The 26,292-nt window shown below is 63.0% G+C and carries 23 protein-coding genes; 10 read left to right on the top strand and 13 right to left on the bottom strand.

Going from position 1 to position 26,292, the window contains the following annotated elements:
- Window positions 1-97: 97 nt before the first annotated feature.
- Entirely contained in the window at window positions 98-802 is a 705-nt protein-coding gene (locus H559_RS0109340) for a peptidoglycan DD-metalloendopeptidase family protein (RefSeq protein WP_028452493.1), read from the top strand.
- Window positions 803-895: 93 nt separating this feature from the next.
- Here the strand turns inward: H559_RS0109340 and H559_RS0109335 are convergent, their stop codons facing one another.
- From H559_RS0109335 to coaBC, 4 genes are read right to left on the bottom strand one after another with little or no spacing between them, the layout of a single operon-like run.
- Window positions 896-1,876, bottom strand: a complete 981-nt coding sequence (locus H559_RS0109335) for an AraC family transcriptional regulator (protein ID WP_028452492.1) — start codon at window positions 1,874-1,876, stop codon at window positions 896-898.
- 7 nt (window positions 1,877-1,883) lie between these two features.
- Window positions 1,884-2,333 (bottom strand): dUTP diphosphatase, encoded by a 450-nt coding sequence (gene dut, locus H559_RS0109330; RefSeq protein WP_028452491.1) that lies wholly within the window; start codon window positions 2,331-2,333, stop codon window positions 1,884-1,886.
- A gap of 53 nt (window positions 2,334-2,386) precedes the next feature.
- Complete coding sequence (locus H559_RS0109325) at window positions 2,387-2,884, bottom strand: hypothetical protein (protein WP_028452490.1); 498 nt, start codon at window positions 2,882-2,884, stop codon at window positions 2,387-2,389.
- Entirely contained in the window at window positions 2,881-4,071 is a 1,191-nt protein-coding gene (coaBC, locus tag H559_RS0109320) for a bifunctional phosphopantothenoylcysteine decarboxylase/phosphopantothenate--cysteine ligase CoaBC (protein ID WP_034640549.1), read from the bottom strand. The genes H559_RS0109325 and coaBC overlap by 4 nt, the downstream gene beginning before the upstream one ends.
- A 158-nt stretch (window positions 4,072-4,229) precedes the next feature.
- Between coaBC and radC the strand changes: the two genes are divergently transcribed.
- The 4 genes from radC to putA all read left to right on the top strand — a co-directional run bounded on the left by radC (window position 4,230) and on the right by putA (window position 10,968).
- Window positions 4,230-4,904 (top strand): RadC family protein, encoded by a 675-nt coding sequence (gene radC / locus H559_RS0109315; RefSeq protein ID WP_028452488.1) that lies wholly within the window; start codon window positions 4,230-4,232, stop codon window positions 4,902-4,904.
- Window positions 4,905-4,961: 57 nt separating this feature from the next.
- Complete coding sequence (locus H559_RS0109310; RefSeq protein ID WP_028452487.1) at window positions 4,962-5,957, top strand: SPM autocatalytic domain-containing protein; 996 nt, start codon at window positions 4,962-4,964, stop codon at window positions 5,955-5,957.
- Window positions 5,958-6,171: 214 nt separating this feature from the next.
- Window positions 6,172-7,383, top strand: coding sequence for a branched-chain amino acid ABC transporter substrate-binding protein (locus H559_RS0109305; protein ID WP_028452486.1), 1,212 nt, complete (start codon window positions 6,172-6,174; stop codon window positions 7,381-7,383).
- A gap of 129 nt (window positions 7,384-7,512) precedes the next feature.
- On the top strand, window positions 7,513-10,968 hold the full coding sequence (putA, locus tag H559_RS0109300) for a bifunctional proline dehydrogenase/L-glutamate gamma-semialdehyde dehydrogenase PutA (protein ID WP_051279195.1): 3,456 nt from the start codon (window positions 7,513-7,515) through the stop codon (window positions 10,966-10,968).
- Window positions 10,969-11,264: 296 nt separating this feature from the next.
- On the opposite strand, the gene H559_RS0109295 is transcribed toward putA, so the two are convergent.
- The 4 genes from H559_RS0109295 to H559_RS0109280 all read right to left on the bottom strand — a co-directional run bounded on the left by H559_RS0109295 (window position 11,265) and on the right by H559_RS0109280 (window position 15,147).
- Window positions 11,265-13,328, bottom strand: a complete 2,064-nt coding sequence (locus H559_RS0109295) for a TonB-dependent copper receptor (protein ID WP_051279194.1) — start codon at window positions 13,326-13,328, stop codon at window positions 11,265-11,267.
- A 92-nt stretch (window positions 13,329-13,420) separates the two neighbouring features.
- Window positions 13,421-13,816, bottom strand: a complete 396-nt coding sequence (locus H559_RS0109290) for a hypothetical protein (RefSeq protein ID WP_028452483.1) — start codon at window positions 13,814-13,816, stop codon at window positions 13,421-13,423.
- A 91-nt stretch (window positions 13,817-13,907) separates the two neighbouring features.
- A complete protein-coding gene (gene msrB, locus H559_RS0109285) occupies window positions 13,908-14,324 on the bottom strand; it encodes a peptide-methionine (R)-S-oxide reductase MsrB (protein WP_028452482.1) in 417 nt (138 codons plus the stop codon).
- A gap of 19 nt (window positions 14,325-14,343) precedes the next feature.
- Window positions 14,344-15,147 carry an alpha/beta hydrolase gene (locus H559_RS0109280; RefSeq protein WP_051279190.1) on the bottom strand — a complete coding sequence of 268 codons (804 nt, stop codon included), beginning with the start codon at window positions 15,145-15,147 and terminating at the stop codon, window positions 14,344-14,346.
- 71 nt (window positions 15,148-15,218) lie between these two features.
- Here H559_RS0109280 and H559_RS0109275 point away from each other — a divergent pair, with 71 nt between their 5' ends.
- Together H559_RS0109275 and H559_RS0109265 are read left to right on the top strand one after the other, a co-directional pair.
- Entirely contained in the window at window positions 15,219-15,548 is a 330-nt protein-coding gene (locus tag H559_RS0109275) for a hypothetical protein (protein ID WP_028452480.1), read from the top strand.
- Between the two features lie 844 nt (window positions 15,549-16,392).
- Window positions 16,393-16,710 carry a DMT family transporter gene (locus H559_RS0109265; protein ID WP_028452478.1) on the top strand — a complete coding sequence of 106 codons (318 nt, stop codon included), beginning with the start codon at window positions 16,393-16,395 and terminating at the stop codon, window positions 16,708-16,710.
- Between the two features lie 169 nt (window positions 16,711-16,879).
- On the opposite strand, the gene cydB is transcribed toward H559_RS0109265, so the two are convergent.
- The 4 genes from cydB to H559_RS19680 all read right to left on the bottom strand — a co-directional run bounded on the left by cydB (window position 16,880) and on the right by H559_RS19680 (window position 21,645).
- The gene (cydB, locus tag H559_RS0109260; RefSeq protein WP_245579356.1) at window positions 16,880-17,896 is read right to left on the bottom strand and encodes a cytochrome d ubiquinol oxidase subunit II; all 1,017 of its coding nucleotides are present in this window, start codon (window positions 17,894-17,896) and stop codon (window positions 16,880-16,882) included.
- Window positions 17,893-19,218, bottom strand: coding sequence for a cytochrome ubiquinol oxidase subunit I (locus H559_RS0109255; RefSeq protein ID WP_028452476.1), 1,326 nt, complete (start codon window positions 19,216-19,218; stop codon window positions 17,893-17,895). The genes cydB and H559_RS0109255 overlap by 4 nt, the downstream gene beginning before the upstream one ends.
- A 2-nt stretch (window positions 19,219-19,220) precedes the next feature.
- Window positions 19,221-19,790: a GbsR/MarR family transcriptional regulator gene (locus H559_RS0109250; RefSeq protein WP_028452475.1), complete on the bottom strand. Its 570-nt coding sequence runs from the start codon at window positions 19,788-19,790 to the stop codon at window positions 19,221-19,223.
- 346 nt (window positions 19,791-20,136) lie between these two features.
- On the bottom strand, window positions 20,137-21,645 hold the full coding sequence (locus tag H559_RS19680) for an aminoacyl-histidine dipeptidase (protein ID WP_051279208.1): 1,509 nt from the start codon (window positions 21,643-21,645) through the stop codon (window positions 20,137-20,139).
- 554 nt (window positions 21,646-22,199) lie between these two features.
- On the opposite strand from H559_RS19680, the gene H559_RS0109235 reads away from it, so the two are divergent.
- On the top strand, window positions 22,200-23,189 hold the full coding sequence (locus H559_RS0109235; protein ID WP_028452474.1) for a serine/threonine protein kinase: 990 nt from the start codon (window positions 22,200-22,202) through the stop codon (window positions 23,187-23,189).
- A gap of 97 nt (window positions 23,190-23,286) precedes the next feature.
- Here H559_RS0109235 and H559_RS0109230 read toward each other — a convergent pair whose 3' ends face one another.
- Window positions 23,287-23,976 (bottom strand): EF-hand domain-containing protein, encoded by a 690-nt coding sequence (locus tag H559_RS0109230; protein WP_028452473.1) that lies wholly within the window; start codon window positions 23,974-23,976, stop codon window positions 23,287-23,289.
- A 273-nt stretch (window positions 23,977-24,249) separates the two neighbouring features.
- On the opposite strand from H559_RS0109230, the gene H559_RS0109225 reads away from it, so the two are divergent.
- Both H559_RS0109225 and H559_RS0109220 read left to right on the top strand, forming a co-directional pair.
- Window positions 24,250-24,936, top strand: a complete 687-nt coding sequence (locus H559_RS0109225; protein WP_028452472.1) for a response regulator transcription factor — start codon at window positions 24,250-24,252, stop codon at window positions 24,934-24,936.
- Window positions 24,936-26,267, top strand: coding sequence for a HAMP domain-containing sensor histidine kinase (locus H559_RS0109220; protein ID WP_028452471.1), 1,332 nt, complete (start codon window positions 24,936-24,938; stop codon window positions 26,265-26,267). Before H559_RS0109225 ends, H559_RS0109220 begins: the two co-directional genes overlap by 1 nt.
- Window positions 26,268-26,292: the final 25 nt, after the last annotated feature.

Below are 26,292 nucleotides of genomic sequence, written 5' to 3'. Positions count from 1 at the left end.
AGCAACCTGGCAAAGGTTCCCGGAACACGGCCATTTCGCATGAAAATCGTGAAAACTGACACGAGGCAAACAGCGGCATGCACGGTAGAATCCGGCCATGCCCAACGTTGCCGCCGCTTTCCGCCTCCTTGTTACCGCCATGCTGGCCGCACTGCTGCTTGCCTGCGGCAGCACACCCGCCCCCGTCACCGGGCCCACCAGCCCCGGCTATTACCGCGTGCAGCCGGGTGACACACTGTACCGGATTGCCCGCAACCACAGGCAGAGCGTGAGCGATCTGACGCGCTGGAACCAGCTGGCGGACGCCGCCGATATCCGCGTCGGCCAGCTCTTGCGGGTAACGCCGCCCGGTACGGGGTCTAGCAGCAGTGGCACCACCACGCCCCGACCGCCAACCACGCCCGCCGTAACGCCGACACCGCGCCCGCCGGCCACGCTTCCCAGTCTGCAGTGGCCAGCCGATGGCGCGCTGCTGTACCGCTTTGACGGCCAGCGCAACAAGGGTATCGGCATTGCCGCCAGCGCAGGCGCCCCCGTGAAAGCCGCCGCCACCGGCAAGGTGGTCTACACCGGCAGCGGCATCCGCAACTATGGCCTGCTGCTCATCATCAAGCACGACAACGGTCTGCTCACGACCTATGCACACAACCGCAAACTGCTGGTGAAAGAAGGCCAGCAGGTCGCGGCCGGCCAGCCGGTTGCCGAAGCCGGCAGCACTGGCGCCGACCGCGTGAAAGTGCATTTCGAAGTCCGGCAGAACAGCCAGGCCATCGACCCGCTGCGACTGCTGCCCGAACGCTGACACCTGATACCCACTGGGGCATTACCACGTAGCCCATCAGCAAGAATGGCTACATGGCAATACCCATTTGCGCAGAAAAGAAACAGCCTGACGTTACAGCGCCCGAACCGGAATGGCGATCTGGCAGCCGAAGCGCTTTGTTTCCGGCTCGAAGCCATGGCGCGGCAGGTAGATTTCGAAGCACGGGCGGTCATCGAGCTGGAAACCGCTGTCGGGCAGCCACTCGCGGAACAGCGTCATCCACATGTCGCCGCATTCTTCGGGCAGGCCGAAGAATTCGTAGAGCGCATAGCGCCCACCCGGCAATTCGCGGATCGCCGCCTCGCCACTGGCAGAGAAATCGGCATCGACGGCCACGGCCGCGTCGTAGCGGCACTGCTCGGGCGCGGTGATGGTCGGATCATCAAGGCTGATGCCGTACATCGGGCGGCCGCCGTGCATGCCGTGCGCGCCGCACCACTGATTGAAGCGCTGCCAATGCTCCCAGATGCCCGGCCCGCCGTAAGGGCCGGTACGGCGCAGATAGGCAATGCACACCGGCGCAAGGGTTTCGATGGTGATGGCGCGGGGATCAAACGACATGATGTTCTCCTGGAAGCGCTGCAGCCCCGTGGCTGCAGTCATGCCGTCATCATCCCCTGCCCCGGTTGCTCCGGCCTGACCGATCTTGCCATCGACCTGACCAAACTTGCTATTGCCATGCCGCGACTTGCGCTGCGCCGCATAGCCCTTGCTGCGCCAGGCGGTGGGCGAGCAGCCGAATTGCTGGCGGAAGGCACGGGCGAAGCTCTCGCCCGAGCCAAAGCCGCAATCCAGCGCAATCGTCAGCACCGGCTTGTCCGGCTGCATCACCAGCCGCATGCCGGCCACTTCCAGCCGGCGGCGGCGGATATAGTCCGCCAGTGTCTCACCCTGCCAGGCCAGAAACAGGCGATGAAAGTGAAACGGCGAAAACAGCGCCACGCCGGCCAGCGCCTCCAGCCGCAGCTCGTCGGCCAGATGGCGGTCGATATGATCGAGCACGCGGTTGAAACGCGCGATGTATTCGCGCCGGAAGCAACTGGTCTCCGTCATGTGCAGCTCAGTGCTTGCCGGTGCTGCCAAAACCGCCTTCGCCGCGGTCGGATTCGCTGAATTCGTCGACCAGATTGAATTCCACCTGCACCACCGGGACAATCACGAGTTGCGCGATGCGCTCCAGCGGCTGGATGGTGAAGCTGCTCTGGCCACGGTTCCAGACTGAAACGAACAGCTGGCCCTGATAGTCGGAATCGATCAGGCCGACCAGATTGCCCAGCACGATGCCATGCTTGTGACCCAGGCCCGAGCGCGGCAGGATCATGGCCGCCAGACCGGGATCATTCAGATGAATTGCCATGCCGGTCGGCACCAGCGTGGTAGCACCCGGGGCAAGTTCAAGCGGAGCATCAAGGCAGGCACGCAGGTCCAGGCCGGCGGCGCCCGGTGTGGCATAGGCAGGCAGATTGTCACGCAGACGTTCATCCAGAATTTTTACATCAAGCACAGCCATGTTCATCTCCTGTCGTTATTGAATTCAACACATGAGCCAGGTTGGAAAAACCATCAAAAGTTCGCCCACTTTTCATTCGCGGCAAGCCACTGCCTGGCCGCCGCGAGCGGTAGCGCAGCCACACTGCTGATCGGCTCGGGTTGCCCCATATGCCAGCTTTTTGCGGCCAGCCGGCAGTCGATGTTTTGCCGGGCAGCCAGCACGCTGGCGACTTCGGCTTTGCTTGCTGCCCGCAGCTGGTCACGATCCGTACTGTCAAACGACATCCGCGCCCGGTAATTTTGCCAGCCTGCGCTTGCTGCGCCGGCTTTTTCGATCTGCCGGCCGATCAGATAGAAACGGGGGCCCGACGTTTCCCCGTCCGGCCAGAAACCGGCCCCCAGATCACACGTCAGGTAGAAACGCTCGGAGTCGAGCGCCGCAGCGGGAGAGCTGAAATTCACAATGAATTCGTCCTCCGCGCCAATGCTGTCGATTTTCAGCTGCTCCTGCCGGCTGCACGCCACCAGCAGCACTGCCAGCAAGGGGAAAAGCAGGCCTGCCCGTGTCATCGTCCCTCTTTCCAGCGCGGATACAGGCGGGCAATGTGCGCGACCAGGCGACGGGCGATTTCCTGCTTGGGTGCGCGCGGCAGGCGGTGCTGGCCGTCGTCGTCGAGCAGGATCACTTCATTGTCATCCGCGCCCATGGCGGTCTGCACCAGATTGGCGACCAGCAGCGGCAACTGCTTGCGCTTCCTTTTCGCTTCGCCATATTCGAGCAGGTTTTCCGATTCGGCGGCAAAGCCGACACAGAACGGCGGATTTTCCGCGCAGGCGACGCTGGCCAGAATGTCGGGATTCGGCGCGAGCTCCAGCGTGAGGATGTGCGCGTCTTTCTTGATCTTGTGTTCGCTCTGGTTGAGCACATAGTAGTCGGCCACTGCCGCCACACTGATGAACAGATCGCTGGCTGCAACATGCGTCTGCACGGCGCTGAGCATCTCCTGCGCCGATTTCACGTCAATGCGCTGGCAAGCCAGCGGTGTCGCCAGTGCGGTTTCGCCGGCCACCAGCGTTACCGTGGCGCCAGCCTCGGCAACGGCACGGGCAATCGCAAAGCCCATTTTGCCCGAACTGGTATTGGTAATGCCGCGCACGGCGTCGATGCGCTCGAACGTTGGCCCGGCGGTAATCAGCACGCGTTTTCCCGCCAGCAGTTTGGGCTGGAACCAGGCTTCGACTTCTTCGAACAGCTGCCCGGGTTCAAGCATGCGCCCCATGCCGACCTCGCCGCAGGCCTGGCTGCCCGATGCGGGGCCAAGAATGAGCGCGCCATCTTCTTTCAGTTGCTCGACATTGCGCTGATTGGGCGGGTTTTCCCACATCTGCCTGTTCATCGCCGGGGCGACCGCCAGCGGGCTGGTTCGCGCCGCCACCAGCGTCGTCAGCAGATCATCGGCAATGCCGTTGGCAACCTTGGCGATGAAATTGGCGGAAGCCGGCGCTACCAGCAGCAGATCGGCTTCGCGCGTGAGGTTGATGTGCGCCATCGAGTTGCTGACGCTGCTGTTCCACAGCGCCGTGTGCACCGGATTGCCCGACAGCGCCTGGAAGGTGGCGGGCGTGACGAATTCGGTCGCGGCTTCGGTCATGACGACGTGGACAGAATGCCCAGCCTTAACCAGCAGCCGGGTCAGCTCGGCGCTCTTGTAGGCGGCAACCCCGCCGGTAATCCCCAGCACAATGCGTTTCTGCATGTTTTGACTCTACCTGTAAGCACTGCTATAGCGATGAAGTAGTTTAACGCAACCCGGCGCGCAGTCTGTTGAAAAACCGCCTGCGCGCGACTTTCCCGGCATGACCGGGCGATGCCAGCAAACCGGGAGCACTTCCGCCATCCGGCAAGGAATCACGCATGTCCATTACCGACTGGCCCGCCGCAGAACGCCCGCGCGAAAAACTGCTGCAGCACGGCGCCGGCATCCTGAATGATGCCGAACTGCTGGCCATTTTCCTGCGCGTCGGCCTGCCAGGCAAAAGCGCGGTCGATCTGGCGCACGAGTTGCTCACTCATTTTGGCAGCCTGCAGGCCCTTTTCGCCGCCAGCCTGCCGCAGCTATCCGCCATTCCCGGCATGGGATCGGCCAAATTTGCGCAGCTGCAGGCCGTGCTGGAAATGGCGCGCCGCGCACTCAAAGAAGAACTGGCCGAACGCGATGCCTTCACCAGCCCGCACAGCGTGCGCGCCTTTCTGGGTTTGCGCCTGCGCGGTCTGCCCCATGAGGAATTTCACGCGCTGTTTCTCGACCAGCAGCACCGGCTGCTCAGCGCCGAGATGCTGTTCAGGGGCAGCCTGTCGGAAACGCGTGTCTACCCGCGCGAGGTGGTCAAGCGCGCACTGGCCGTCAACGCGGCGGCCGTCATTGTCGCGCACAACCACCCGTCCGGGCAGGCCACCGCCTCGGCGGCCGATCTCGCGCTCACGCGTCAGCTGCAGGCAGCACTCGAACTGGTCGAAATCCGCCTGCTTGATCACTTCATCGTTGCCGCCCATCGGGTCGAATCGCTGGCCGAGGCCGGGCAGCTCTAAGCATCGCCGGGTCCGCGCCGATAAACGTGCATACACCCGTTTACCGGAGATGCCGTCATGCGCATCACAGACAGCACCGTCGCCATGGCGGCCCAGCGGCAATACCGCCAGAGCACGCAGGAAACCCTGAGCATCCGTATCGAGCGCGCAGCACCGCCGCCGGCGCCACGCCAGGAGGTCGAGCTGTCTGGCGCGGGCCGCCAGCGAGCGCTTGATCCGGTCGATGAAAAGGCCGCAGAAGAAAACCTCGACCCGCGCATCCGCCTGATCCGCAGCCTGCTGGAAGCAATGCTGGGCATCGAAATCGAACTGGCTCCCGCCGTGAATCTGGATGGTGGTAGCAACAGTGCGCCGGCAAGCACCACGCCATCTTCCCCGCAAAATGGCGCGCGCATTGATTACCACCGCGAATTCAGCGAAGCGGAGACCACACACTACGCCGCAGCTGGGGTGGTACGCACTGCGGATGGCCGCGAAATCAGTTTCCAGAGCGAGCTGACGCTTGCGCGCAGCTACCACGAGGAAGTGAACATCAATATCACCACCGGCAGCGCGGCAAGGCCGCAGAAAGACCCGCTGGTACTCAACTATGATGCGCCGGCCGCCACGCTGTCCGAGCGCACCTTCAGCTTCGACATCGACAGTGATGGCCGGAAAGACAACATCTCGCTCCTCACGCGCGGCAGCGCATTCCTGGCGCTGGACCGCAACGGCGACGGCAAGGTGAATGATGGCAACGAACTGTTCGGCACCCTGAGCGGTGACGGCTTTGCCGACCTCGCCACGCTCGACCTTGATGCCAACGGCTGGATTGATGCTGGCGACGACGTGTTTGCCAAACTCAAACTGTGGCTGAAAGACGACAGCGGGCAGGACAAGCTGGTTACACTCGCCAGCCTTGGCATCGGTGCGCTCTACCTTGGCAACAGCAAGGCCGATTTCAGCCTCAATACGGCCCAGAACACCAGTCTCGGGACAATGCGCGCCAGCGGTATTTACCTGAAGGAAAGCGGCACAGCAGGCACCCTGCAGCAGATCGACATGGCCGTCTGAGTGCAGCAAGCCGGTACAGTTCACCCCCACAGCACCACGTACAGACGGCATCACAGCACACTGTGCCAACTTCTTTTTGCACGAACTGTACCGGTCGATGCGGGAAACTCCCTATTCACTCCCGCTTCACTCACACCCGAATATGCTTTTCGCGCCCTCATGGCCGCGTTAGCCATGCCCCCATTTTTGCCCAGTTTTGCACCAAGGAATACACATGACCATTGCCCGCTATAGCCTGATGGCCGTTGCGACCGCCGTCGCCCTGACCGCCTGCCAGAAACAGGATGCCGCCCAGAATGCCGCATCCGAACCCGCTGCCAGCAGCGCTGCCGCTGCCGGCGAAGTGATCAAGATCGGCGTGGCCGGCCCGCTGACCGGCCCGCTGGCCCACATCGGCAAGGACACCGAATTCGGCGTGCGCATGGCGGCTGACGATGTGAATGCCGCAGGCGGCATCGAGCTGGGCGGCAAGAAATACAAGATCGAAGTGGTCGCCGAAGATGACCAGGCGGACCCGAAGACCGCCACCGCAGTTGCCCAGCGTCTGGTTGACGCCAAGGTGGCCGGCGTGGTCGGCCACGTGACGTCCGGTGCCACCATCCCGGCATCCAAGATCTATTCCGAGGCCGGCATCCCGCAGCTGACACCGTCCTCAACCGCGATTCCGTTCACTGCGCAGGGCTTCAAGACCACCTTCCGCATGATTGCCAACGACGCACAGCAGGGCAAGGTGCTCGGCAGCTACGCGGTTGAGAAGCTGAAAGTGAAGAAAGTCGCCATCATCGACGACCGCACCGCCTACGGCCAGGGCCTGGCCGACGAGTTCGAAAAAGCCGCCAAGGCAGCAGGTGCCGAAGTCGTGAAGCGCGAATTCACCAGCCCGCAGGAGAATGATTTCTCCTCGATCCTGACCAATGTGAAGTCCGCCCAGCCGGAACTGATCTTCTTCGGCGGCATGGATGCACAAGGTGCCCCGCTGAAGAAACAGATGACCAAGCTCGGCGTGAAAGCGCAGCTGCTCGGCGCTGACGGCCTGTCGACCGGCGAATTCATCAAGCTCGCCGGCCCCGATGCCGAAGGCACCATCACCACCCAGCCTGGCCAGCCGAAAGAAAGCCTCTCGGGCGCTGGTGCCAAGGATTTCTTTGCCAACTTCAAGACCAAGTTCAATGTCGACGTACAGCTGTATGCACCGAACTCCTACGACGCTCTGATGGTGCTGGTTGAAGCCATGAAGCGTGCCGGCTCGGCTGACCCGGCCAAGTACCTGCCGGAAATGGCCAAGACCGACTACAGCGGCCTGACCGGCAAGATCAGCTTTGACGACAAGGGCGACCTGAAAGATGGCGCAATCACCGTTTACCAGGTGAAGAATGGCAAGCAGGAAGTGCTGGAAGTGGTAGGCGGCCAACCGGCAGCCAAGTAAGCACCAGGCAGTTCTGCAGCAACACAACAGGGTGGCGTAAGCCACCCTGTTTTTTTGCCCGCAGGCAGCCGAAAGCGGTGGCAACTGCTAAGTTGAAATCATCACCCAGCAGCCCCGGATTTCCTGGCCATGCCTTCGCATTCATCGCTACTCGCACTTGAACACTACCTGCACCGCGACGAGGCAGAGCTGCTGGCGTATCTGCGCAGCAATCTGCCAGGGTATAGCGCCGAAGCCCTTTCAAAGCGTAATTCTCTTGGCAATACCCTTGCCGGCAAACTGGGCGCGGCACGGCGGCACGCCGGCGGCATCGACAGCCTGCTGGCCGAGTTTCCGATTGATCAGCCGGAAGGCCGTGCCTTGCTGGAGCTGACCGAAGCCCTGCCCCGCATCCCCGATATTGCCACGCAGGATGCACTGATCCGCGAAAAACTGCATCAGGCCCGCTGGCGTGGCCGCGCCGGCAGCAGTAGCCCCTGGCTTGTGCGCCTTGCCGGCTGGGCCCTGCAGCAGGCCAGCGGCTGGTCTGACAGTGCGGCGGGCGAAAGCATCGTACGCCCGGCGCTGCGACTGGCCATCCAGCAGCTCGGGCAGCAGTTCGTGATTGCCGAAGACATCCACACCGCGCTGTTTCGCCGTGATGCCGATTTCCTGTATTCCTTCGACATGCTGGGCGAGGCGGCGCTGAGCTTCGACGATGCCGACCGCTATTTCACCAGCTACCTCGATGCCATCCGCGCCACCGGCAACGCCAGCAACGGTGCAGGCCCGCGACTGGGGCCGGGTGTCTCGATCAAGCTCTCGGCGCTGCACCCGCGCTACCACCCGCTGCAGCGGGAACAGGTACTGGCCGAGCTGATGCCACGGCTCTTCGAGCTGGCCTGCGCCGCGCGCGACGCCGATATCGGCCTGACGCTCGATGCAGAGGAAAGCGAGCGACTGCTGCTCTCCCTAGACCTTTTCGAGCGGCTGGCACTGTCGCCCTCGCTGCAGCACTGGGACGGGCTGGGGCTGGCGGTCCAGGCCAGCCAGACCCGGGCTCCTGGCGTGATCGACTGGCTGGTGCAGCTCGCACACCGGCGCGGCAGCAGCCTGATGGTGCGGCTCGTCAAGGGGGCTTACTGGGACAGCGAAATCAAGCGGGCACAGATGCTCGCCCTGCCGCATTATCCGGTCTTTACCCGCAAGCAGCACACCGACCTGTGTTTCGAGTACTGTGCCAGCCGCCTGCTGGCCGCACGCAACTGGATTTACCCGCAGTTCGCCACGCACAATCCGCACACCATCGCCATGGTGCGCCAGTATGCCGATCCGTCGCAGGATTACGAATTCCAGTGCCTGTACGGCATGGGCGAGAGCCTCTACCGCCTGCTGCCGGCCCACGACATTGCCGTGGCCTGCCGCGTGTACGCGCCGGTCGGTGTGCAGGCCAGCCTGCTGCCCTATCTGGTGCGCCGCCTGCTGGAAAACGGTGCCAACACATCCTTCCTGCATCAGCTGCATGTGGATGGCACGACGCCGTCAAACGCCGCGTTGCCCGCGCCCGACCAGCTGTTTGCCCCGCGGCAGACGCTCGCCGGCCTTGATCTGAATGCGCCGCAGGCGCTCGCAGCACTGCGACAAGACTGCGCGGAGGCTGCCAGCCACCACGCGACGGCAACACCGCTGCTCGCAGAAGGCCTGCCCGAAGGCAATCAGTCTGCCACCAGCATCAATCCAGCCAATCATGCCGACACCCTTGGCAGCGTCACGCTGGCCAGTAGCCGCGACATCGAGCGCGCGCTGCACTGCGCCAGTGCGCCTGCCGTCCCGCTCGAGTGCGGCACAAGCGCCGCGTGGCTGGAGAATGCCGCCTCCCTCATCGGTGAATCCCGTGCGCTGTTTGCACAATTGCTGATGCGCGAAGCCGGCAAGACACTGGCCAATGCGCTGGGTGAAATCCGCGAAGCGGTCGATTTCTGCCGCTATTACGCCGCTCAGGCCCGGCAGAACTGGCCGACAGGGCCGCTTGCTCCGCTCGGCACGCTGGCCGTCATAAGTCCGTGGAATTTCCCGCTGGCGATCCTGTGCGGCCAGATTTCCGCCGCACTCGTCACCGGCAACCGCGTAATCGCGAAGCCGGCACCACAAACCCCGCTCATTGCCGCCGCACTCGTTCACCTGCTGCACAGGGCGGGCGTACCGCGCGGGCAGCTGCAACTGCTACCCGGCGGAGCCGACGTCGGCGCAGCGCTGTGCCGCGATTCCCGCATCGCCGGCGTGCTGTTTACCGGTTCGCTGCCCACCGCACAGCACATCCGGCGCTCACTCGCCAGCCACAGCACGCCGCGCCTCTTGATCGCCGAAACCGGCGGCGTGAACGCCATGCTCGTCGACAGCAGCGCACACCTCGACCAGGTCGTGCAGATTGCGCTGGAATCAGCCTTCGACAGCAGCGGCCAGCGCTGTTCGGCGCTGCGGGTGCTGTGCGTGCAGGACGACATCGCCGATGCGCTGTGGGACAAACTCGCCGCCGCCATGCAGACCCTGGTGATGGGCGATCCCTGGGAGCTGGCCACCGATGTCGGCCCGGTCATCGATGCTGGCGCGCGCCAGCGTCTGGAAGGTGCGATTTCCACCTTGCTGGCCAGCAGCCTGCGCAGCAGCCAGCTGCCGCTGCCCATCGACAGTGCCGCCGGTTATTTCGTCCCGCCCACGCTGATCGAGCTGCCGGGGCTGGAGCTGCCCGCCAGCGAGATTTTTGGCCCGGTGCTGTGCATGCTGCGCTACCCGCGCGCGGAGCAAGGCGCACTGCTGGCGCGATTGCGACAGAGCGGCCACGGGCTGACGCTGGGCATTGCCAGCCGCATCGCGCAGCACGTCGATGACATTGTCGCCGGCACGCACATTGGCAATTACTACGTGAACCGCAACCAGATCGGCGCCATCGTCGAAAGCCAGCCCTTCGGCGGCAGCGGCAAATCGGGTACCGGCCCGAAAGCGGGCGGCAGCTGGCTGCTCTGGCGTCTGGTGCAGGATGGCTGCCCGCCGGCTGGCTGCGAAACAGCGGCAATTCCGGCCGCGCTCGAAGCGCTGGTCAGAAGCGAGCTGGATGCCGGCGAAGCGGCCGCCGTGCTGCAGCAGATTGCGCGCTACCCGCAACTGCCCGCAGCAGCAGCCATCGGCACGCCCCCGGCGATTACCGGCGAGCGCAACCACTACGGCCACCGTCCCGTCGGGCGCGTGCTGTGCACTGCGGCCAGCGTGGCTGACCGGCTGCACCAGATCGGAGCCGTGCTGGCCACCGGCAACCAGCCCCTGCTGGCGGATAACGACATGCATCGGCGCTGGCACCAGGTATTGCCCGCGCTCGGGCTCACGGCCGACCCGCACCCCGTGCCGCTCGCGGCCGTGCTCGTCTGCAGTAGCGAGCACACTGCGCGCGAGCATCAGTGGGCGCACACTGCACACGATCTGCTGCCCGTCATTGCCCCGGACCGGCAGGGCCGCTACCCCTGGTATCGCCTGCGCAGCGAATACACCATCACCATCAACAGCGCCGCACTGGGCGGCAATACCGAGCTGCTGGCGCATGCGCCGGAATGAGGGCCTGTATGTGCGCCGGCAGAAACAGGCCGTCCCGGAGTCGAATAGCAGACACAGCAAAGGGTATATGGATACGACCATTGTGAATAAATGGCCAAACCCATATACCCCTCAAGAATGTCCTGACCGGCAAGAAGGATCAACAAACGCAAGAATCGTCGTTCCCGCGCAGGCGGGAGCCCGGCAAAGTCGCGTGAATCCTGGATACCCGCCTTCGCGGGCATGACGTACCGGACAGTCTTGCCAATCAGCATCAATCATCCTGCAGGCAATGAACTGCCGCAGGATGACCACACTCAGAAACTGCCGCTCACCTTCAGCCAGAACGACCGCCCCGGCTCGGGAACGACTTCACCGGCTGAAAACCCGAAGCCGCTGTTGCCGGCCAGATTCAGGTGCTCGCTGTAATACCGGTCGAAGAGGTTGTCCACACCCGCCGTCAGATTGAGCATCTTGTTGATGCGATAACTGCCGTTGAGCGACAGGATGCCGAAACCGGCCGACGGCCCGAAATCCTTGCCGACCACATTGCCCTGATTCAGCGCATAGCGGTGCTGCGCGGCCACACCGCGCCACAGCCCGCCCAGCGACCATCCGGCCGTTTCATAGCGCAGGCCGATGCGAGCTTCCAGCGGCGGCATCTGCGGCAGCGGCTGATCCAGTGTCGTATCCTCGCCCCAGGCGTAGGCCAGCGAGCCATCCAGCTTCCAGCCCGCCCCCAGCGCCACCTTGCCGCCCAGCTCGGCGCCGGCGATGCGGGCATCAATATTGCGTGCCTGCGAGTGGGTCATGCCCGGCATCATGCCGGGGCGGTACATGAACAGGATATAGTCATCGATGCGGCCGGCGTAGGCCGAAATCCACCCCTCCATTCCTGCAACCCTTGCCGTGACGCCCACATCCAGCTGCGTGGTTTTTTCCGGCTGGATGCCGGAAAAGGCATTGGCAGTCCCGGCCGGCCCCTGCTTGGGCGAGAAGAGCTCCCAGTAATCCGGGAAGCGCTGCACATGGCCCAGACCGGCGTACCAGGTTGCGCCAGCGCTGGCGATGTCCTGCTCGTAGCGCAGGAAACCAGAAGGCAGCGTATCGCTGCGGCTCTGGCCGGCGGTCGGATTGGGTATCGGCATCATACCGCTGGTCATTTTCCGCTCGTCGGTCACCCAGACAAAATCGACGCGCAGACCGGAAATCACGCGCTGCTGCGGGTTCATGTCCCAGTTCAGCTCGCCGAATACGCCGGTATTACGGAAACGCGCATCGGTCGTCCAGCCCCGCTGCCGATAGGTATCACGCCCCATGCCGCTGCGATAGCGGTGAGTATTGGCGCTGTAATCAAGTCCGGTGACCAGTTGCAGCGTCTCGGCCAGCGCCAGCGTGCCTTCGAGGCGGCCGCTCTGCGTGCGGCGATCGACATTGGACGCCATCGGCATCGGCATCATGCTCATCGGGTCCGGATCACGCAGCGTGTAGTTGTCCATCACGTGATCGGCGTAGTTGTAGTTGTACTGCACGACCAGTTTTTCGATCACATTGCCCAGATTGCGCTGCTCCAGCTTCACGCCGGCGCTTTCGCGCAGGAATTGCGAACCATCCATGCCACGGCCGGCGTAGCGCGCCTCGCCGTCACCGGTGCCGGCGGTGAATTCCAGCAGCGTGTCTGCCGACGGCGTCAGGCCCAGTGTCAGGTCAGTCGCCCATTTGCGCCACTCGGACGGCACGGAATTGCCATTGCCATCGACATAATCATCCTGGCTGGCATGGCTGCCGGTGAAGCGCGCATAGCCCTGCGCGCTGCCGGCGGCGGCATCAAGAGTCACATCGCGGCGCTGCCAGCTGCCCAGCAGGAGGCCGGCATCGGCGCGCGCGCCCGCAGCGTCAAAGCGCTCGGTCTTGCGGTCAAAGCGGATGGTGCCGGCGGAAGCCCCCGGCCCCCAGAGCACGGTCTGCGGGCCCTTGATGACGGTCAGTTCATCGAAGGTTTCCGGCACGATGTAGGAGAGCGGATTGTCCATGCGCCCCGGGCAGGCTCCAAGCATAGAAGCATCATCAGTCAGGATGTTCAGCCGCGAACCATACATGCCGCGCAGTACCGGATCGCCGTTGCTGCCGCCATTGCGGATCGTGCTGAAGCCGGGGATGGTCTTGAGAAAATCGGCGCCGTCGCTCGCCGGCACCGGCTGACGCGGCAGCTTCGGGTCGGTGACGATGGTCAGCGGCGACTGGTCGCGCGTCGAGGTCACCAGCACTTCGGGCAGCACAACAGCCTCGTCAGCCGCCCAGGCGGGAGTAGCCAGCGTGGCGAATACCGCGAGAACCAGCACGCGCGGACGGAAAATGGAAACAAGAGATTTGGATTGCATGATCAACAGCCAGACGATGGCCGCCCGGCACTCTGCAATCTGTCATCTGCAAAAGAGGGCCGGGAAGCCGGAATCAATGAGTAAGTGAAAGGTCAGGTCTGGCTGAAGGCAGGCGGCGCACCACCGCGCCGGAAAGCGAAGGCAAAACGCTTGGCAGGAGGCTGCAGCAGCTGTTGCGGCGCAGCCGGAATGAAGGGAGTGAACGTGGCAAGCACGGCCGGATTGGCCAGCTGGATGCCGAGGCTGGCGGCATGGGCGCAGACCGCACAGGGCAGCGATTTGAATGCGGTCTGGACTGGGGAAGGGTTTGAGCCGGGGTCGGAGTCTGCCGCAGCCAGCACCACCTGCATGCCCGTGCCGGTACACAGCACGAGCTGGCGGCTGTCGCGCTTGGCCGACGCCATGTGCACGTACGGCAGCGCCGCGTGCAGCATGGCCACCAGCATGGCCAGCCCGACAAAGTGTGAAAAATACCGCCCCGATTTCATGGGGCGCGAATGTAGCACGAAATCAGCGGCCGCAGGCTACGGCTAGAGGCCGCTCCGGTCGCCTGAGCCGAACCAGTGTGTGGTATGCGCTTCAGTCCTGCACGGTCTGCCCGTCATCACCCTGAAAAACCAGCGCCACCGAATTGATGCAGTAGCGCTCGCCGGTCGGCTCCGGGCCATCGGGAAACACATGGCCGAGATGCGCATCGCAGGCCGCGCAGCGCACCTCGACGCGCACCATGCCGTGGCTGTAATCGCTGATGCGGCGGATGCGCCCTTCCCCTTCTTCGGCCCAGAAACTCGGCCAGCCGCAGCCGGCATCGAATTTCGTATCCGAGCAAAACAGCAGCGTACCACAGCAGACGCAGTGGTAATTGCCGCTGGCGGCTTCACGATAGAGCGCCCCGGAAAACGGCGGCTCGGTGCCAGCCTGGCGGGTTACCCGGTAGGCCTCAGGGCTGAGCATGGCGCGCCATTCGGCATCGGTTTTACGCACGGAGTCTGTCATGGCAATCGTCTCGTCGGGGTCAGCGCGCAGCCGGCAGGCTGTGCAGCCATTCCAGCAGGTGACGCATCATTTCGGGAAAGTGGGCATTGCACATCAGCGCATGGCCGGCTTCGGAAATCATCAGCGGGCGGGTACTCCAGGCCTGCGCCGTCATCCAGACATCGGAAAACGGCAGGATGCGGTCACTGCCAGCCCCCATCACCAGTGTCGGGCACTGAAAAAGGCGCGGAAACATGCGCCAGGGCTGCGGCAGCCACAGTTGCGACAGCGCCTGCACCGATTCCGGCTGCACGCGGCGGGCAAAGTCGGCCAGATGTGCTTCGTCACTGTCCGGCGCAAACAGCAGCTCGCGCACGAAGCCCAGATCGGGGTTGGGCATCGCACCCGATGCAAAGCGCTGCAGCTCCATCAACAGCCCCGGATAGCAGCTGCCCATATAAGTGAGCGAACCGGCCAGACCATACGGCGGCACGCTGGCCAGCAGCGCCAGCCCCGGCACCGTCGTGTGCTCGGCCACGCGCTGCAGCAGATAGCCACCCAGCGAATGCCCCACCAGCACCGGCGGGCGGCCGATCTGCTCCAGCGCCCAGTCGATATCCTGCAGATAATCAGCCAGCGTCAGCGCATGCAGCTGCTCGGCGCCCGCGCTGCCACCGTGCCCGGACAGGCTGAGTGCGTAGCTCTCCCAGCCGGCCGCAGCCAGCGCGCGCTGCGTGTCTTCCCAGCACCAGGCCGCGGTGAACGCGCCGTGCACCAGCAGCACCGGAGGGCGTCCGCCCCCACCCTCTGCCGGCACATGCAGCAACTCCAGCATTTCGGCCATTCCCTGCGCCCCTTTTTCATTAGAGACTGCTACTATCGTGAAACCACATGCCGAATGCAAGGAGCACGCCCATGCCCTACGTACGCCGCAACAGCCAGGGGGAAATCACGGCCATCTACCGCGACCCGGAAGACGGCGCGGAAGAATTCCTGCCACAGCACAGCCCGGAAATCGCCGGCTTTGTCGGCCAGCAGCCCGAATCCGAGCTGTTCCAGGGCCTCGACATCGGCCTGATCCGCGTACTGGAAGACCTGATCGACGTGATGATCCAGAAAAACCTGCTGCGCCTCACCGACCTGCCCCAGCCGGCACAGGAAAAACTGCTGTCCCGCAAACGCCTGCGCGAAAGCCTGTCCAGCCAGCTCAACTTCAGCATCGGCCCGGATGACGGGGTGATTTGAGGCAATGGGAACGTCGGCATTCGGCCAGAAGCGGTCTCTCACTGGCTCGCTACATAGCAGTCATTAGCACGGGCAAGCGCACTAAGATACGTAGGCTTTCGCAACAAACAAGTTAGGCTAGGAGTTCCCTTGGCGCGCAGGAAAGAACTTAAGAACATCGCATCTGGACTATTGGGTTCTTTCATAAGCCGAAATAATGACGTAGGAGGATATTGGGGTATCGGGAGGCTATGTCTACTTGCGCAACAATATGGCACCGACGCAGTGCGCATTGACTTGCTTTCAAAAGAAGTTACGCCCGCCAGCCTGGAATTTTCCAAACTCGTGATGGGCTATTGCATGTTAATGCAAAGGCAGCTAATTGCGAGAGGCCTTTCATTCCATTGGGTATCCTCAGCGGTAATTGAGCTTAATTTCAGGCCTGAATATCCTTCCGACAAGAAAATTCCAATAACTACGAGGGGCAATTTATTCAAGTTAACTGTAGAAATAATCGATGACATGAAGAGGACGTATTTGGTATCTGATTACGGCTACTGCGGGCCTCATGACCCAAAGAGGGAGTTAAAGAGTGCTGGCACGGAACGCTTCTAAAATTTCATCACCCGGATGTCTAAATTGTCGAGTACCAAGATCCCTGCTTGGCTGCAGCCGTATTGCCTGATAACGTCCCTTTAGCGTCCGCTCAGGGTCAAAAGCCGCCCTTCCCGCCGTCATCCCCGTAAAAATTGCCACCCCGCCATGCTTGCCGCATAAGGCAGCCTTCGCCGATAATGCCGGCCGCTGCCTCTTTCGGGTTTCCGGCAGCGCCTCTGTACCGAGCCCGCATGATCAGGAGATTGCCATGCAGGGCTGGCTCATTCTTTCCCTTGCCGTCGTTACCGAAATCATCTGGGCGCTGTCGCTCAAGCTGGTGCAGCTCTATCCCAACCGCTGGCTGATGCTGGGTTCGGTGCTGCTTTCCTTTCTCAATATGGGCCTCTTGTCGTGGGCGATGCGCGACATTCCGGCCGGCACCGCGTATGCGATCTGGACGGGGCTCGGCGCCATTGGCGTGACCATTGGCGGCATCATCTGGTTTGGCGACCCGATGAGCAGCGCGCGCATTGCATGCCTGGCGCTGATCGTGCTGGGCGTGACCGGGCTGAAGCTGGCGAGCTGAGCCTGCCAGCCGGGAATAAGCTCAATACCCCAACACCCATAAGCCCGCAGCCTTTCAGAAGAAAAGGCTGCGGGCTTATACATTGATAGGCAACCGACATGCCTGACACCCCGATCCGATTGCAGCATCGGCCAAGCGCAGGAGCCTGACCGGCCCCTGCCAGTCGCTCTCAGTCGTAGCGCAGCTGCGTCGCCTTGCCGCGGAAGACGCGGTAGGCAAAGAAGGTGTAGGCAAAAATCGTTGGCAAGACGATGGCCGCACCGGCCAGCATCACGCCCAGCGCCTCGGTACTGCTGGCGGCCTGCCAGATGGTGAGGCGGTCAATCACGATGTAGGGGAATACGCTGAACGCCAGCCCGAAAAACGCCAGCAGCACGATCGCTACGGTTGCCGCAAAGGGCAGCCAGCAGAAGTTGTCGTTGCCGGCGGCGCGGCGCGCGGCCAGCCTTGGCAGCGCCAGCGCAATCAGCACAAAGAGCCCCAGCGTCATCAGCGGCACCGGCGCCAGCAGGAAGAAATTCGGCAGAGAGAACCACAGCGCGAATACCCGCTCGCTGACCCACGGCGTGGCCACCGATACCAGCAGCACGGCCAGGGCGGCAACAGCCACGCTGTGCCGCGCCCAGCCGTAGGCTTTCTCCTGTAGCCGCCCTTCCGTTTTCATGATCAGCCAGCCCGCACCGAGCAAGGCATAGGCGGCGACGAGACTGAGCGACGTGAGCACGGCAAAGCTCCAGGCGGCAGCACCCGGGGCAAAGCCGGTGAGGTAGCGCCCGATCATCAGCCCCTGCGCCAAGGTTGCCAGCAGCGAGCCGACAAAGAACAACGTGTTCCACAGCGGCTGATGGTGCGCTTGCGCCTTCACGCGGAAATCGAAGGCCACTCCGCGCAGGATCAGCCCGCACAGCAGCAACGCCACCGGCAGATAGAGCGCGCCGAGAATGATGCCGTGCGCCTGCGGAAACGCCACCAGCAGCAACCCGACGCCCAGCACCAGCCAGGTTTCGTTCGCGTCCCAGAAGGGGCCGATCGAGGCGATCATCATGTCTTTTTCAGTGCGCTCCGGCGTCAGCGCCAGCAGCATCCCGACACCAAGGTCATAGCCATCGAGCACCACGTAGGCGAACATCGCCACTGCCATCAAGCCGGCGAAAATCACCGGAAACCAGTATGCATAATCCATCATGCGTGCTCCTTGCCAGCCTGGCCGGCCTTCTTCGCCAGATAAAACACCACCGACACGTACGCCGCCAGCAGGAAGGCGTAGAGCAGCAGATACATCGCCAGCGTGCTGGCAATCATGCCGCCCGGTACGCTCGATGCCGCATCAGCGGTTTTCAGCACGCCGTGCACCAGCCAGGGCTGGCGACCGATTTCGGTCACGTACCAGCCGGCAACCGTCGCTACCCAGCCGCTGAAGGTCATTGCCACCAGGCCTTTCGCCAGTAGCGGTGCCAGCGCGCCGCGCCGCCACAGTTGCCAGGCGGCCAGCCAGCTCGTCAGCAGCATCAGCATGCCTACGCCCACCATTACGCGGAAGCTCCAGAACACCTTGGCCACAGGAGGGTGTTCACCGACAAACTCGTTCAGCCCCTGCAGCTCGCCATTCAAATCGTGCGTGAGAATCAGGCTGGCGAGCTTCGGTACGCTGATCGCGTAATCGTTGCTGCGGGTGGTTTCGTTCGGCAGCGCAAACAGCTCCAGCGGAATGCCGCGCCCGGTTTCCCAGATGCCTTCGATGGCGGCGATTTTCGCCGGCTGGTGCTTGAGCGTATTGAGCCCGTGCATGTCACCCAGCCAGATCTGCAGCGGAATGAGCACCGCCGCCAGCACGACGCCGGTACGCAGCGCTGCTTCAACTGCCGGCTGACGGTCACCGCGCAGCCAGCGATACGCCGACACACCCGCCACCAGAAAGGCAACGGTGAGGCCGGAGGCCAGCAGCATGTGACTGAGCCGGTAAGGCATCGACGGGTTGAAGATCACCGCCAGCCAGTCGGTCACATGCGCCTGGCCGTTGATCATCTCGAAGCCGGCCGGCGTCTGCATCCAGGAATTGAGCACGATGATCCAGAATGCCGATGCGGTGGTGCCCCCCGCCACCAGCAGCGTGGCCAGCGTGTGCACGCGGTTGCTCACGCGCTGCTGGCCGAACAGCATGATGCCGAGGAAGGTCGCCTCGAGAAAGAACGCGGTGAGCACTTCATAGGCCAGCAAGGGGCCGGCGATATTGCCGACCGTCATCATGAAGCCCGGCCAGTTGGTGCCGAACTGGAAGCTCATGGTGATGCCGCTGACCACGCCCAGCGCAAAGGTCAGCGCAAACACCTTCACCCAGAAGGCATAGGCCTGCTGCCACTTGGCATCGCCGGTGGCGTTGAAGCGCAATTTGAAGAACAGCAGCACCCAGCCCATCGCGATGCTGATGGTGGGAAAGAGAATGTGGAAGGTGATGTTGGCGGCAAACTGGATGCGCGCCAGAATCACCGGATCGGCAAAGGCATCCATCGTCACGCCCCCTTTTCCTCTTCACTGCGGGTAAAGGCAGTGAGCTTCTGTTTGAACTCGAGAATTTTCTGCACCTGCGCACCCAGCTTCATCAGCTTTTGCAGCGTTTCCACGTCAAGGCGCTGGATGTCGCCGAACCAGCTTGTCACCAGATCGATCAGCGTATACATCTCGCCCATGCGCGCCTGGGCGTGGCGCTCGGCCTCGCTGGCGGGCGACTCCAGCAGCGCCTCGCGCAGCATCGTCAGCGTCGGCTCGACTTCGCGCTTCTGGCGCTCTTCGGCCAGTGTCTTGAAAATCGCCCAGACGTCATCCGGCGTCGAATAGTATTCGCGGCGGTCGCCCGGCATGTGCTGCAGCCGCACCAGCCGCCAGGACTGCAGCTCCTTCAGGCCCATGCTGATGTTGGAACGGCTGAAACCCAGCGCCTCGGCCATTTCGTCGGCATTGAGCGGCTTTTCGCTGACATACAGCAGCGCGTACATCTGGCCGACAGTGCGGTTGATACCCCAGCGGCTGCCCATTTCACCGAAGTGCAGGACAAAGGACTGGACCAGTGGTGGCAGGTTCATGACTTCCTCTAATTTCAGGAATTATTGAAATTTGAGGAAGATCATAAATTATCAAATTAAAACTTGCAATTTCCCACAATTATAATAAGGGCATTTCGAGGGGCGGTTTGCAGTGCCAGCAGCGGCATTCCGGCCATGTCGAGCGCATGAAACTCACATAAAAATCAGTGATTTGCCAGCAACCTCATGCGTTTTCCCGCTTGCAGCGGAAAAACGCAGGGGGCTTGCCGCAGCAACCCGGCAGCATTGTAAAAAATGCCACCAGCAATACGCAGCGCAGATGCAAAAAGGGCTGCCACTGGCAGCCCTTTATACATTGCAATGTATATTCATACAGCCATTTATATTAAATGGCTACAGACACATACCCCTCTTTCTGGTCAGAACCCGGCGCAGAAGCGGGTGGCACGGCCGCCAAGGCGGCTGCGAGCAGCTCCCAGAAGCTGCCAACACTGGCAATTTCGACGCCTTCGTCGGGCGAATGCGCGCCGCGGATGGTCGGCCCGAAGGACACCATTTCCAGCTGCGGGTAGGCAGCGCCGATCAGCCCGCACTCGAGCCCGGCGTGAATCACCTTCACGGCGGCGTCAGCACCATAGCGGGCGCGGTAGACGTTCTGCAGCAGCGCCAGCGCGCGCGATTCCGGTTTCGGCGCCCAGCCCGGATACTCACCCTGCAGCTCGCAGCTGCAGCCGGTAAGCCGCGCGATGGCGGCAATGCTGCCGGCCAGCTCGTGCATGCCGGTGTCGGTCAGCGAACGCACCATCAGGTCGATGTGCAGTTTCTTGGCCTCGACCTTCACGACGCCAAGGTTGTTCGAAGTTTCCACCACGCCCGGCACCGCGCGGCTCCAGCGGCGGATGCCGTGCGGCAGTGCCTGCAGCAGATTGAGTACCAGGCGCGAATCGGTGGCCGACAGCGCAATCGTGGCAATCGCCGGCCGCACGATCAGCTCGATGCCTTCGTCCACGCCCGCCAGTTCCGCGCGGAATATCGCCGTGTATTCAGCCACCAGTGCGGAAAGCAGCGGCACGTCGCAGGCCGGCACCGCCAGCAGCGCAAAGGCTTCACGCGGCAGCGCATTCCTGAGCGTGCCGCCTCGCAGCTCGATCAGCCGCGCGCCGTAACGCTCGTCGGCGGCCTGCAGCACGCGGGCCAGCAGCTGGATCGCGTTGCCGCGCTCCAGGTGGATGTCCACGCCGGAATGCCCGCCGCGCAGGCCCTGTACGACAAATTCGACCGCCTGGTAGCCGGATGGCATCGGCTGGCTGATGAGGTTGCGCTGCAGCACGGCATCGACGCCGCCGGCGCAGCCCAGGTAGAACTCGCCCCAGTCCTCGGTATCGAGATTCAGCAGCAATTCGCCCTTGAGCCAGCCGGCTTTCAGCGCGCGCGCGCCGCTCATGCCGGCTTCCTCGTCGACGGTCAGCAGCACTTCCAGCGGGCCGTGCCGCAGGGTGTCGTCCTCCAGCACCGCCAGCGCGGCGGCGACGCCGATGCCATTATCAGCCCCCAATGTCGTGCCGGTGGCGTAAACCCAGCCATTTTCGATGCGCGGCACGATCGGGTCGGTGTGGAAATTGTGCGTGGTGCCTTCGTTTATCTGGGCGACCATGTCCAGATGGCCCTGCAGCACGATGCCGGCACGATCTTCCATGCCCGGCGTGGCGGGCTTGCGGATCAGCAGGTTGCCGATGTCATCCTGCTCAACCGCCAACCCCCGCTGTCGCGCCCAGTCGCCGATGTGCCGGCGCAGGGCTGCTTCGTGCCGCGACGGACGCGGGAATGCACACAGGGTGGCAAAGTGCTGCCAGAGCAGCGCGGGATTCAGTTGGGAGAGCAGTTCACGACTCATCATCAGGGCCTTGCAAACAGTAAGGGCATTATTTCACGCTGATTCTGCGGCAAAGCCACAGTGCCGTCGCTTGCCATTAACCCCTAGAGCCGGGGCTGCAGAACGACCGGGGCTTTTCCACAGTGGCCCCGCCAGCACGTCCATTCTATTTTTTTCTGCCAAATCATTCAGTTAAATATCACCAGCGCCAGCGCGCCCAAAAAACAGGCAGCAAAAGAATATCCTTACAGCCCAGCAGCTTAGCGGCCTTTTCCACAGGCCACTCACACCACTTTCCACGCGGGTTGTGAATGAAAACGGCTGCGCCCGTTTCACCGGAAAACTGCCACTTTTTTAGTCAGCATCCGTTTTTCCTTATGAATCAGCCACCAGTCATGCTTATCCACAAGGCACTCACACTTTCGCTCACGCTGGCTGTGTACTAAACTTGTTTGTCGCCCATTTTTTAATCAGCGACAAATAGCCCAGCCAACTCAGATACTTAAAGCGCCTATCCACAGCCCCTCCACACATCCGCCCACGCCACCTGTGGAATTGCACGGTACACTGCAGCCATGACTGCACACCCGTACGAACAACTCACCCCCGATCTGGTGCTGGCCGCCATCGACAGCACCGGCTCGCTCACCGACGGGCGCCTCTTGGCGCTCAACAGCTTTGAAAACCGTGTGTATCAGGTGGGGCAGGAAGACGGCCCGCCGCTGATTGCCAAGTTTTACCGGCCGGGTCGCTGGTCTACCGCAGCCATTCTGGAAGAACACGCGTTTGCGCTGGAGCTGGCCAGCGACGAAATCCCCGCCGTGCCGCCACTGCAGATCAATGGCGAAACCCTTTTCGACCATGCTGGCTTCCGCTTTGCGCTGTTCCGCCGCCAGGGCGGGCGCACGCCGGAATTCGACGATCCGGCGATTCTGGAATGGCTGGGGCGCTTTCTGGCGCGCATCCATCTGGTCGGCGGGCGGCAAGCCTACCGCGAACGCCTGAATCTGGATTGCGAGCAGTTCGGGTGCCGGTCGCAAGCTGCCGTGCTTGCCAGCCAGCTGCTGCCAATGGAGCTGGAGCAACCCTACCGGCAGGTAACCGGCCAGTGCTTTACAGTTATCGATGCCTGCTGGCAGCGCGCCGGCAATCCGCAAACCCTGCGACTGCACGGCGACTGCCATCCCGGCAATCTGCTGTGGACGGATGCCGGCCCGCATTTTGTCGATCTGGATGACAGCTGCATGGGGCCGGCGCTGCAGGATCTGTGGATGCTGCTGGGCGGCGACCGGGTGGAAATGAGCCAGAAACTCGGCGACCTGCTCGCCGGCTACGAATCCTTCCGCGATTTCGACCTGCGCGAGCTGCACCTGCTGGAAGCGCTGCGCACGCTGCGCATGATTCACCACGCGGCCTGGCTGGCACGGCGCTGGGACGACCCGGCCTTCCCCACTGCCTTTCCGTGGTTCAACACGCACGCCTACTGGCAGGAGCACATCGGCCAGCTACACGAACAGATCGAGCGCATGAACGAAGCGCCACTGTGGTCGGGCGGCATGTACTAGGCCGTAGGCAGCCCTTCTGATACATACAAATGTATCAGCCCACAGCCATTACACATGAATGGCTGCGTGGCCATACCCGCCATAAAACCAAGTGCGCTCAGCCAACGGCATTCAGCAAACTGCTGGTACTGTCGTCCTGCTGCCCACCCAGGCCATAAGCCTGTGCGAGCTGCATGATCTTCATCAGCATCTGCGCCGAATTGCTTTCGCTGCTGGCGCTCAGGCTGCTTGCATCCGTGCCGCTGGTCGCGCTCTGGCTGCTTTTCTGATCGAAAGCCATAGCTTCCTGCGCGGTAACCTTGCCATCCCCGTCCGCATCAGCCTCGTCGAAATTGCTGACCACGTTGCTGATCAGCGCGCTGCGCTTGCTGTCGGTGCTGCCGATTTCTTCCAGCTGCGCGGTCATCAGCTCGTCCTTGCTGAATCCGCTGTCTTCACCCTGCCCGCTTTGCGGCGGTGGTGGTGGCGGCATACCCTGTGCCCCTGCCATCCCGCCCTGCATGCGCATGCTGTTGAACTGGCTGTCCAGTTCTTCGGCCAGCTTTTTCATGCTGGTCGTCATTTCGCTTTCGGTGACCTTGCCGTCACCATCGCCATCCAGCGTACTGAAAAGCGCATCGACACTATCGCTGTCGGTGCCGGACGTGCTGTCGAGCTGGCTGAATGCCGAAGCCAGGTCGCTTTTCTCGATATACCCCTGATTCTTGCTGTCGAGCTTGCCAAACAGCCTGCTCGCCATCTGGCTGGCATCGGGCCGCTGCATGCTGCTGATTGAAAGCGAACTCATGATTGCTTCTCCTCGTCGAAAAATGCCCGCCCGGCGCGGGCAGGAAATACTGATCAAGTTAACGACCAGATCGCGGGAGAATCGATGGCGATTTGTGTTAATCAGGGTAAAACCATGTTAAGACCAGCCCGTCACACTTCGCTGGGGCTGATGGCAATGTGCCGAAGGTCTTCACCGGGTAAATCTGTGTAAATCCGGCGGCTTGCCGTACATGTCGCGACGCCGATTGCTTATGATGCATCCTTTGATTTCTGCCACGGCGACAGGGAAAGCATGCACAAGGTCCTGCTCATTGACGACGACAGCGCGCTGGTCGGACTGCTGGCGGATTATCTGGCCCGTGACGGCTTCCACGTCGGCACCGCATCGGACGGGCTCAGCGGTGCAGAGGCAGCACTCGGCGGGCAGTATGAAATCATCGTGCTCGATGTGATGATGCCGCAGCTCAACGGCATTGAAACCCTGCGCCGCATCCGCGCGCAGAGCACGGTGCCGGTGCTGATGCTCACCGCGCGCGGCGACGACATGGACCGCATCCTGGGGCTGGAGCTTGGTGCGGACGACTATGTGCCCAAACCCTGCCAGCCGCGCGAGCTGGCCGCCCGGCTGCGCGCCATCCTGCGCCGCACGCGACCACAATCCGGCGAAGCGCCGCAGACGCTGGTCATCGGCGCCCTGATTCTCCGCCCGGAAGAGCGCCAGGCCGAATGGGATGGCCGGCCACTGGCACTGACCAGCACCGAATTCAGCCTGCTCGAACTACTGGCACGCCACGCCGGCCGGCCGGTCAGCAAACAAGAGTTGTCGGAGTTCGCGCTGGGCCGCCCGCTGGCGCGCTTTGACCGCAGCATTGATGTGCACCTGTCGAGCATTCGTCAAAAACTCGGCACCCTGCCCGATGGCCGCTCGTGCATCCAGACCGTCTACCGGCAGGGTTACCAGCTGATCAGGACCGAATGATGGGTCGCCTGTTCTGGAAATTCTTTCTGCTGATCGCACTCGCGCAGATTCTGGCGGTAGCGGCAATCGGCACGATCATGTGGCTCACCGAACCGCAGCGGCAGGCCGGCAGCCTGGACCGGAGCCCGCCGGCCATGATGATGCTCGACGCCGCCGCCGTCATCCTGCAGCACGCAGGCCCGACTGCGCTGCGCGAGTGGCTGGCCTCGCCCGCGCATCCCCCCGTCTGGGTGCTCGATGCGCACGGAAACGATCTGCTGGGCCGCCCCGTGCCAGCCGGCAGTGCCGCAGTGACTGCCGACACTGCCGGCTCGCAGGCAGTGCGCCATCTGACAAGCGCGGGCCAGCACTACACCCTCTTCATGCTGCGACCGGACGGCACTCCCGGAGTAGCACCGCCACCTCGCCCCGGCGGGCCCTTTCCACTACTGCCGCTCGTGACCGTGTTGCTGGCCAGCCTGCTGTGCGCGGCGCTGCTGGCGGCCTATGTGGCAAGACCGGTACGGCAGCTGCGCAACGGCTTTCGCGAGCTGCGCCACGGCAACCTAGGCGCGCGGCTTGCGCCGCAAATTCTGCAGCGCCATGACGAGCTGGCCGAACTCGCCACCGAATTCAATCAGACGGCCGAACGCCTGCGCCAGCTGCTCGAAGGCCAGCGGCGCCTGCTGCATGATGTGTCGCATGAGCTGCGCTCGCCGCTGGCGCGCCTGCAGGCCGCCATCGGCCTTGCACGCCAGCAGCCGGAGCGACTGGAAGCAACCTTGCAGCGCATCGAGCTGGAAAGCCAGCGCATAGATGCGCTAGTGGGCGAGTTGCTGACGCTTTCACGCCTCGATGCCGGCGCACGGGGCATGCGCGAGGTACTGGATCTGGGCGAACTGCTGGCTGACATCGTCGAGGATGCGCGTTTCGAGTCACGCGAGCGCGGCCTGGAACTGCGCCTTGCTGCGCCGGAAGAATGCGGCATCGAGGCCGAGGCGCCACTATTACACCGGGCGCTGGAAAACATCGTGCGCAATGCCATTCGCCATGCACCTGCGGATGGCCAGGTCAGCATCGACGTCACTACAGAAGAAAACGACAGCCACATCCAGATCAGCGACAACGGCCCGGGCGTGCCCGAAGCCGAACTGCCCCTGCTGTTCGCGCCCTTCTACCGAGCCAGCAATGCGGCCACGTCGGACGGGCACGGGCTGGGGCTGGCGCTCGCGCGGCGCATCATCACCGCGCACGGCGGCACGATCTCCGCCAGCAACCGCGAGGGCGGCGGGCTCGTGGTCAGCATCCGCCTGCCGCGACGCCACGCGAACAGCGGGGAAACGCAACACTGAACAGGAGAGGCTGGCTTTTGCGCTG

It is taken from the genome of Chitinilyticum aquatile DSM 21506 (assembly GCF_000430805.1).
Lineage (GTDB): Bacteria > Pseudomonadota > Gammaproteobacteria > Burkholderiales > Chitinibacteraceae > Chitinilyticum > Chitinilyticum aquatile.
This window is presented reverse-complemented; position numbering and strand designations above follow the sequence as displayed.

Bases quoted from the DNA above. Each gene is read 5' to 3' on its own strand.
- H559_RS0109340 (WP_028452493.1), top strand. From the start codon at position 98: ATGCCCAACGTTGCCGCCGCTTTCCGCCTCCTTGTTACCGCCATGCTG.
- H559_RS0109335 (WP_028452492.1), bottom strand. From the start codon at position 1,876: ATGACGGAGACCAGTTGCTTCCGGCGCGAATACATCGCGCGTTTCAAC.
- dut (WP_028452491.1), bottom strand. From the start codon at position 2,333: ATGGCTGTGCTTGATGTAAAAATTCTGGATGAACGTCTGCGTGACAAT.
- H559_RS0109325 (WP_028452490.1), bottom strand. From the start codon at position 2,884: ATGACACGGGCAGGCCTGCTTTTCCCCTTGCTGGCAGTGCTGCTGGTG.
- coaBC (WP_034640549.1), bottom strand. From the start codon at position 4,071: ATGCAGAAACGCATTGTGCTGGGGATTACCGGCGGGGTTGCCGCCTAC.
- radC (WP_028452488.1), top strand. From the start codon at position 4,230: ATGTCCATTACCGACTGGCCCGCCGCAGAACGCCCGCGCGAAAAACTG.
- H559_RS0109310 (WP_028452487.1), top strand. From the start codon at position 4,962: ATGCGCATCACAGACAGCACCGTCGCCATGGCGGCCCAGCGGCAATAC.
- H559_RS0109305 (WP_028452486.1), top strand. From the start codon at position 6,172: ATGACCATTGCCCGCTATAGCCTGATGGCCGTTGCGACCGCCGTCGCC.
- putA (WP_051279195.1), top strand. From the start codon at position 7,513: ATGCCTTCGCATTCATCGCTACTCGCACTTGAACACTACCTGCACCGC.
- H559_RS0109295 (WP_051279194.1), bottom strand. From the start codon at position 13,328: ATGCAATCCAAATCTCTTGTTTCCATTTTCCGTCCGCGCGTGCTGGTT.
- H559_RS0109290 (WP_028452483.1), bottom strand. From the start codon at position 13,816: ATGAAATCGGGGCGGTATTTTTCACACTTTGTCGGGCTGGCCATGCTG.
- msrB (WP_028452482.1), bottom strand. From the start codon at position 14,324: ATGACAGACTCCGTGCGTAAAACCGATGCCGAATGGCGCGCCATGCTC.
- H559_RS0109280 (WP_051279190.1), bottom strand. From the start codon at position 15,147: ATGGCCGAAATGCTGGAGTTGCTGCATGTGCCGGCAGAGGGTGGGGGC.
- H559_RS0109275 (WP_028452480.1), top strand. From the start codon at position 15,219: ATGCCCTACGTACGCCGCAACAGCCAGGGGGAAATCACGGCCATCTAC.
- H559_RS0109265 (WP_028452478.1), top strand. From the start codon at position 16,393: ATGCAGGGCTGGCTCATTCTTTCCCTTGCCGTCGTTACCGAAATCATC.
- cydB (WP_245579356.1), bottom strand. From the start codon at position 17,896: ATGATGGATTATGCATACTGGTTTCCGGTGATTTTCGCCGGCTTGATG.
- H559_RS0109255 (WP_028452476.1), bottom strand. From the start codon at position 19,218: ATGGATGCCTTTGCCGATCCGGTGATTCTGGCGCGCATCCAGTTTGCC.
- H559_RS0109250 (WP_028452475.1), bottom strand. From the start codon at position 19,790: ATGAACCTGCCACCACTGGTCCAGTCCTTTGTCCTGCACTTCGGTGAA.
- H559_RS19680 (WP_051279208.1), bottom strand. From the start codon at position 21,645: ATGAGTCGTGAACTGCTCTCCCAACTGAATCCCGCGCTGCTCTGGCAG.
- H559_RS0109235 (WP_028452474.1), top strand. From the start codon at position 22,200: ATGACTGCACACCCGTACGAACAACTCACCCCCGATCTGGTGCTGGCC.
- H559_RS0109230 (WP_028452473.1), bottom strand. From the start codon at position 23,976: ATGAGTTCGCTTTCAATCAGCAGCATGCAGCGGCCCGATGCCAGCCAG.
- H559_RS0109225 (WP_028452472.1), top strand. From the start codon at position 24,250: ATGCACAAGGTCCTGCTCATTGACGACGACAGCGCGCTGGTCGGACTG.
- H559_RS0109220 (WP_028452471.1), top strand. From the start codon at position 24,936: ATGGGTCGCCTGTTCTGGAAATTCTTTCTGCTGATCGCACTCGCGCAG.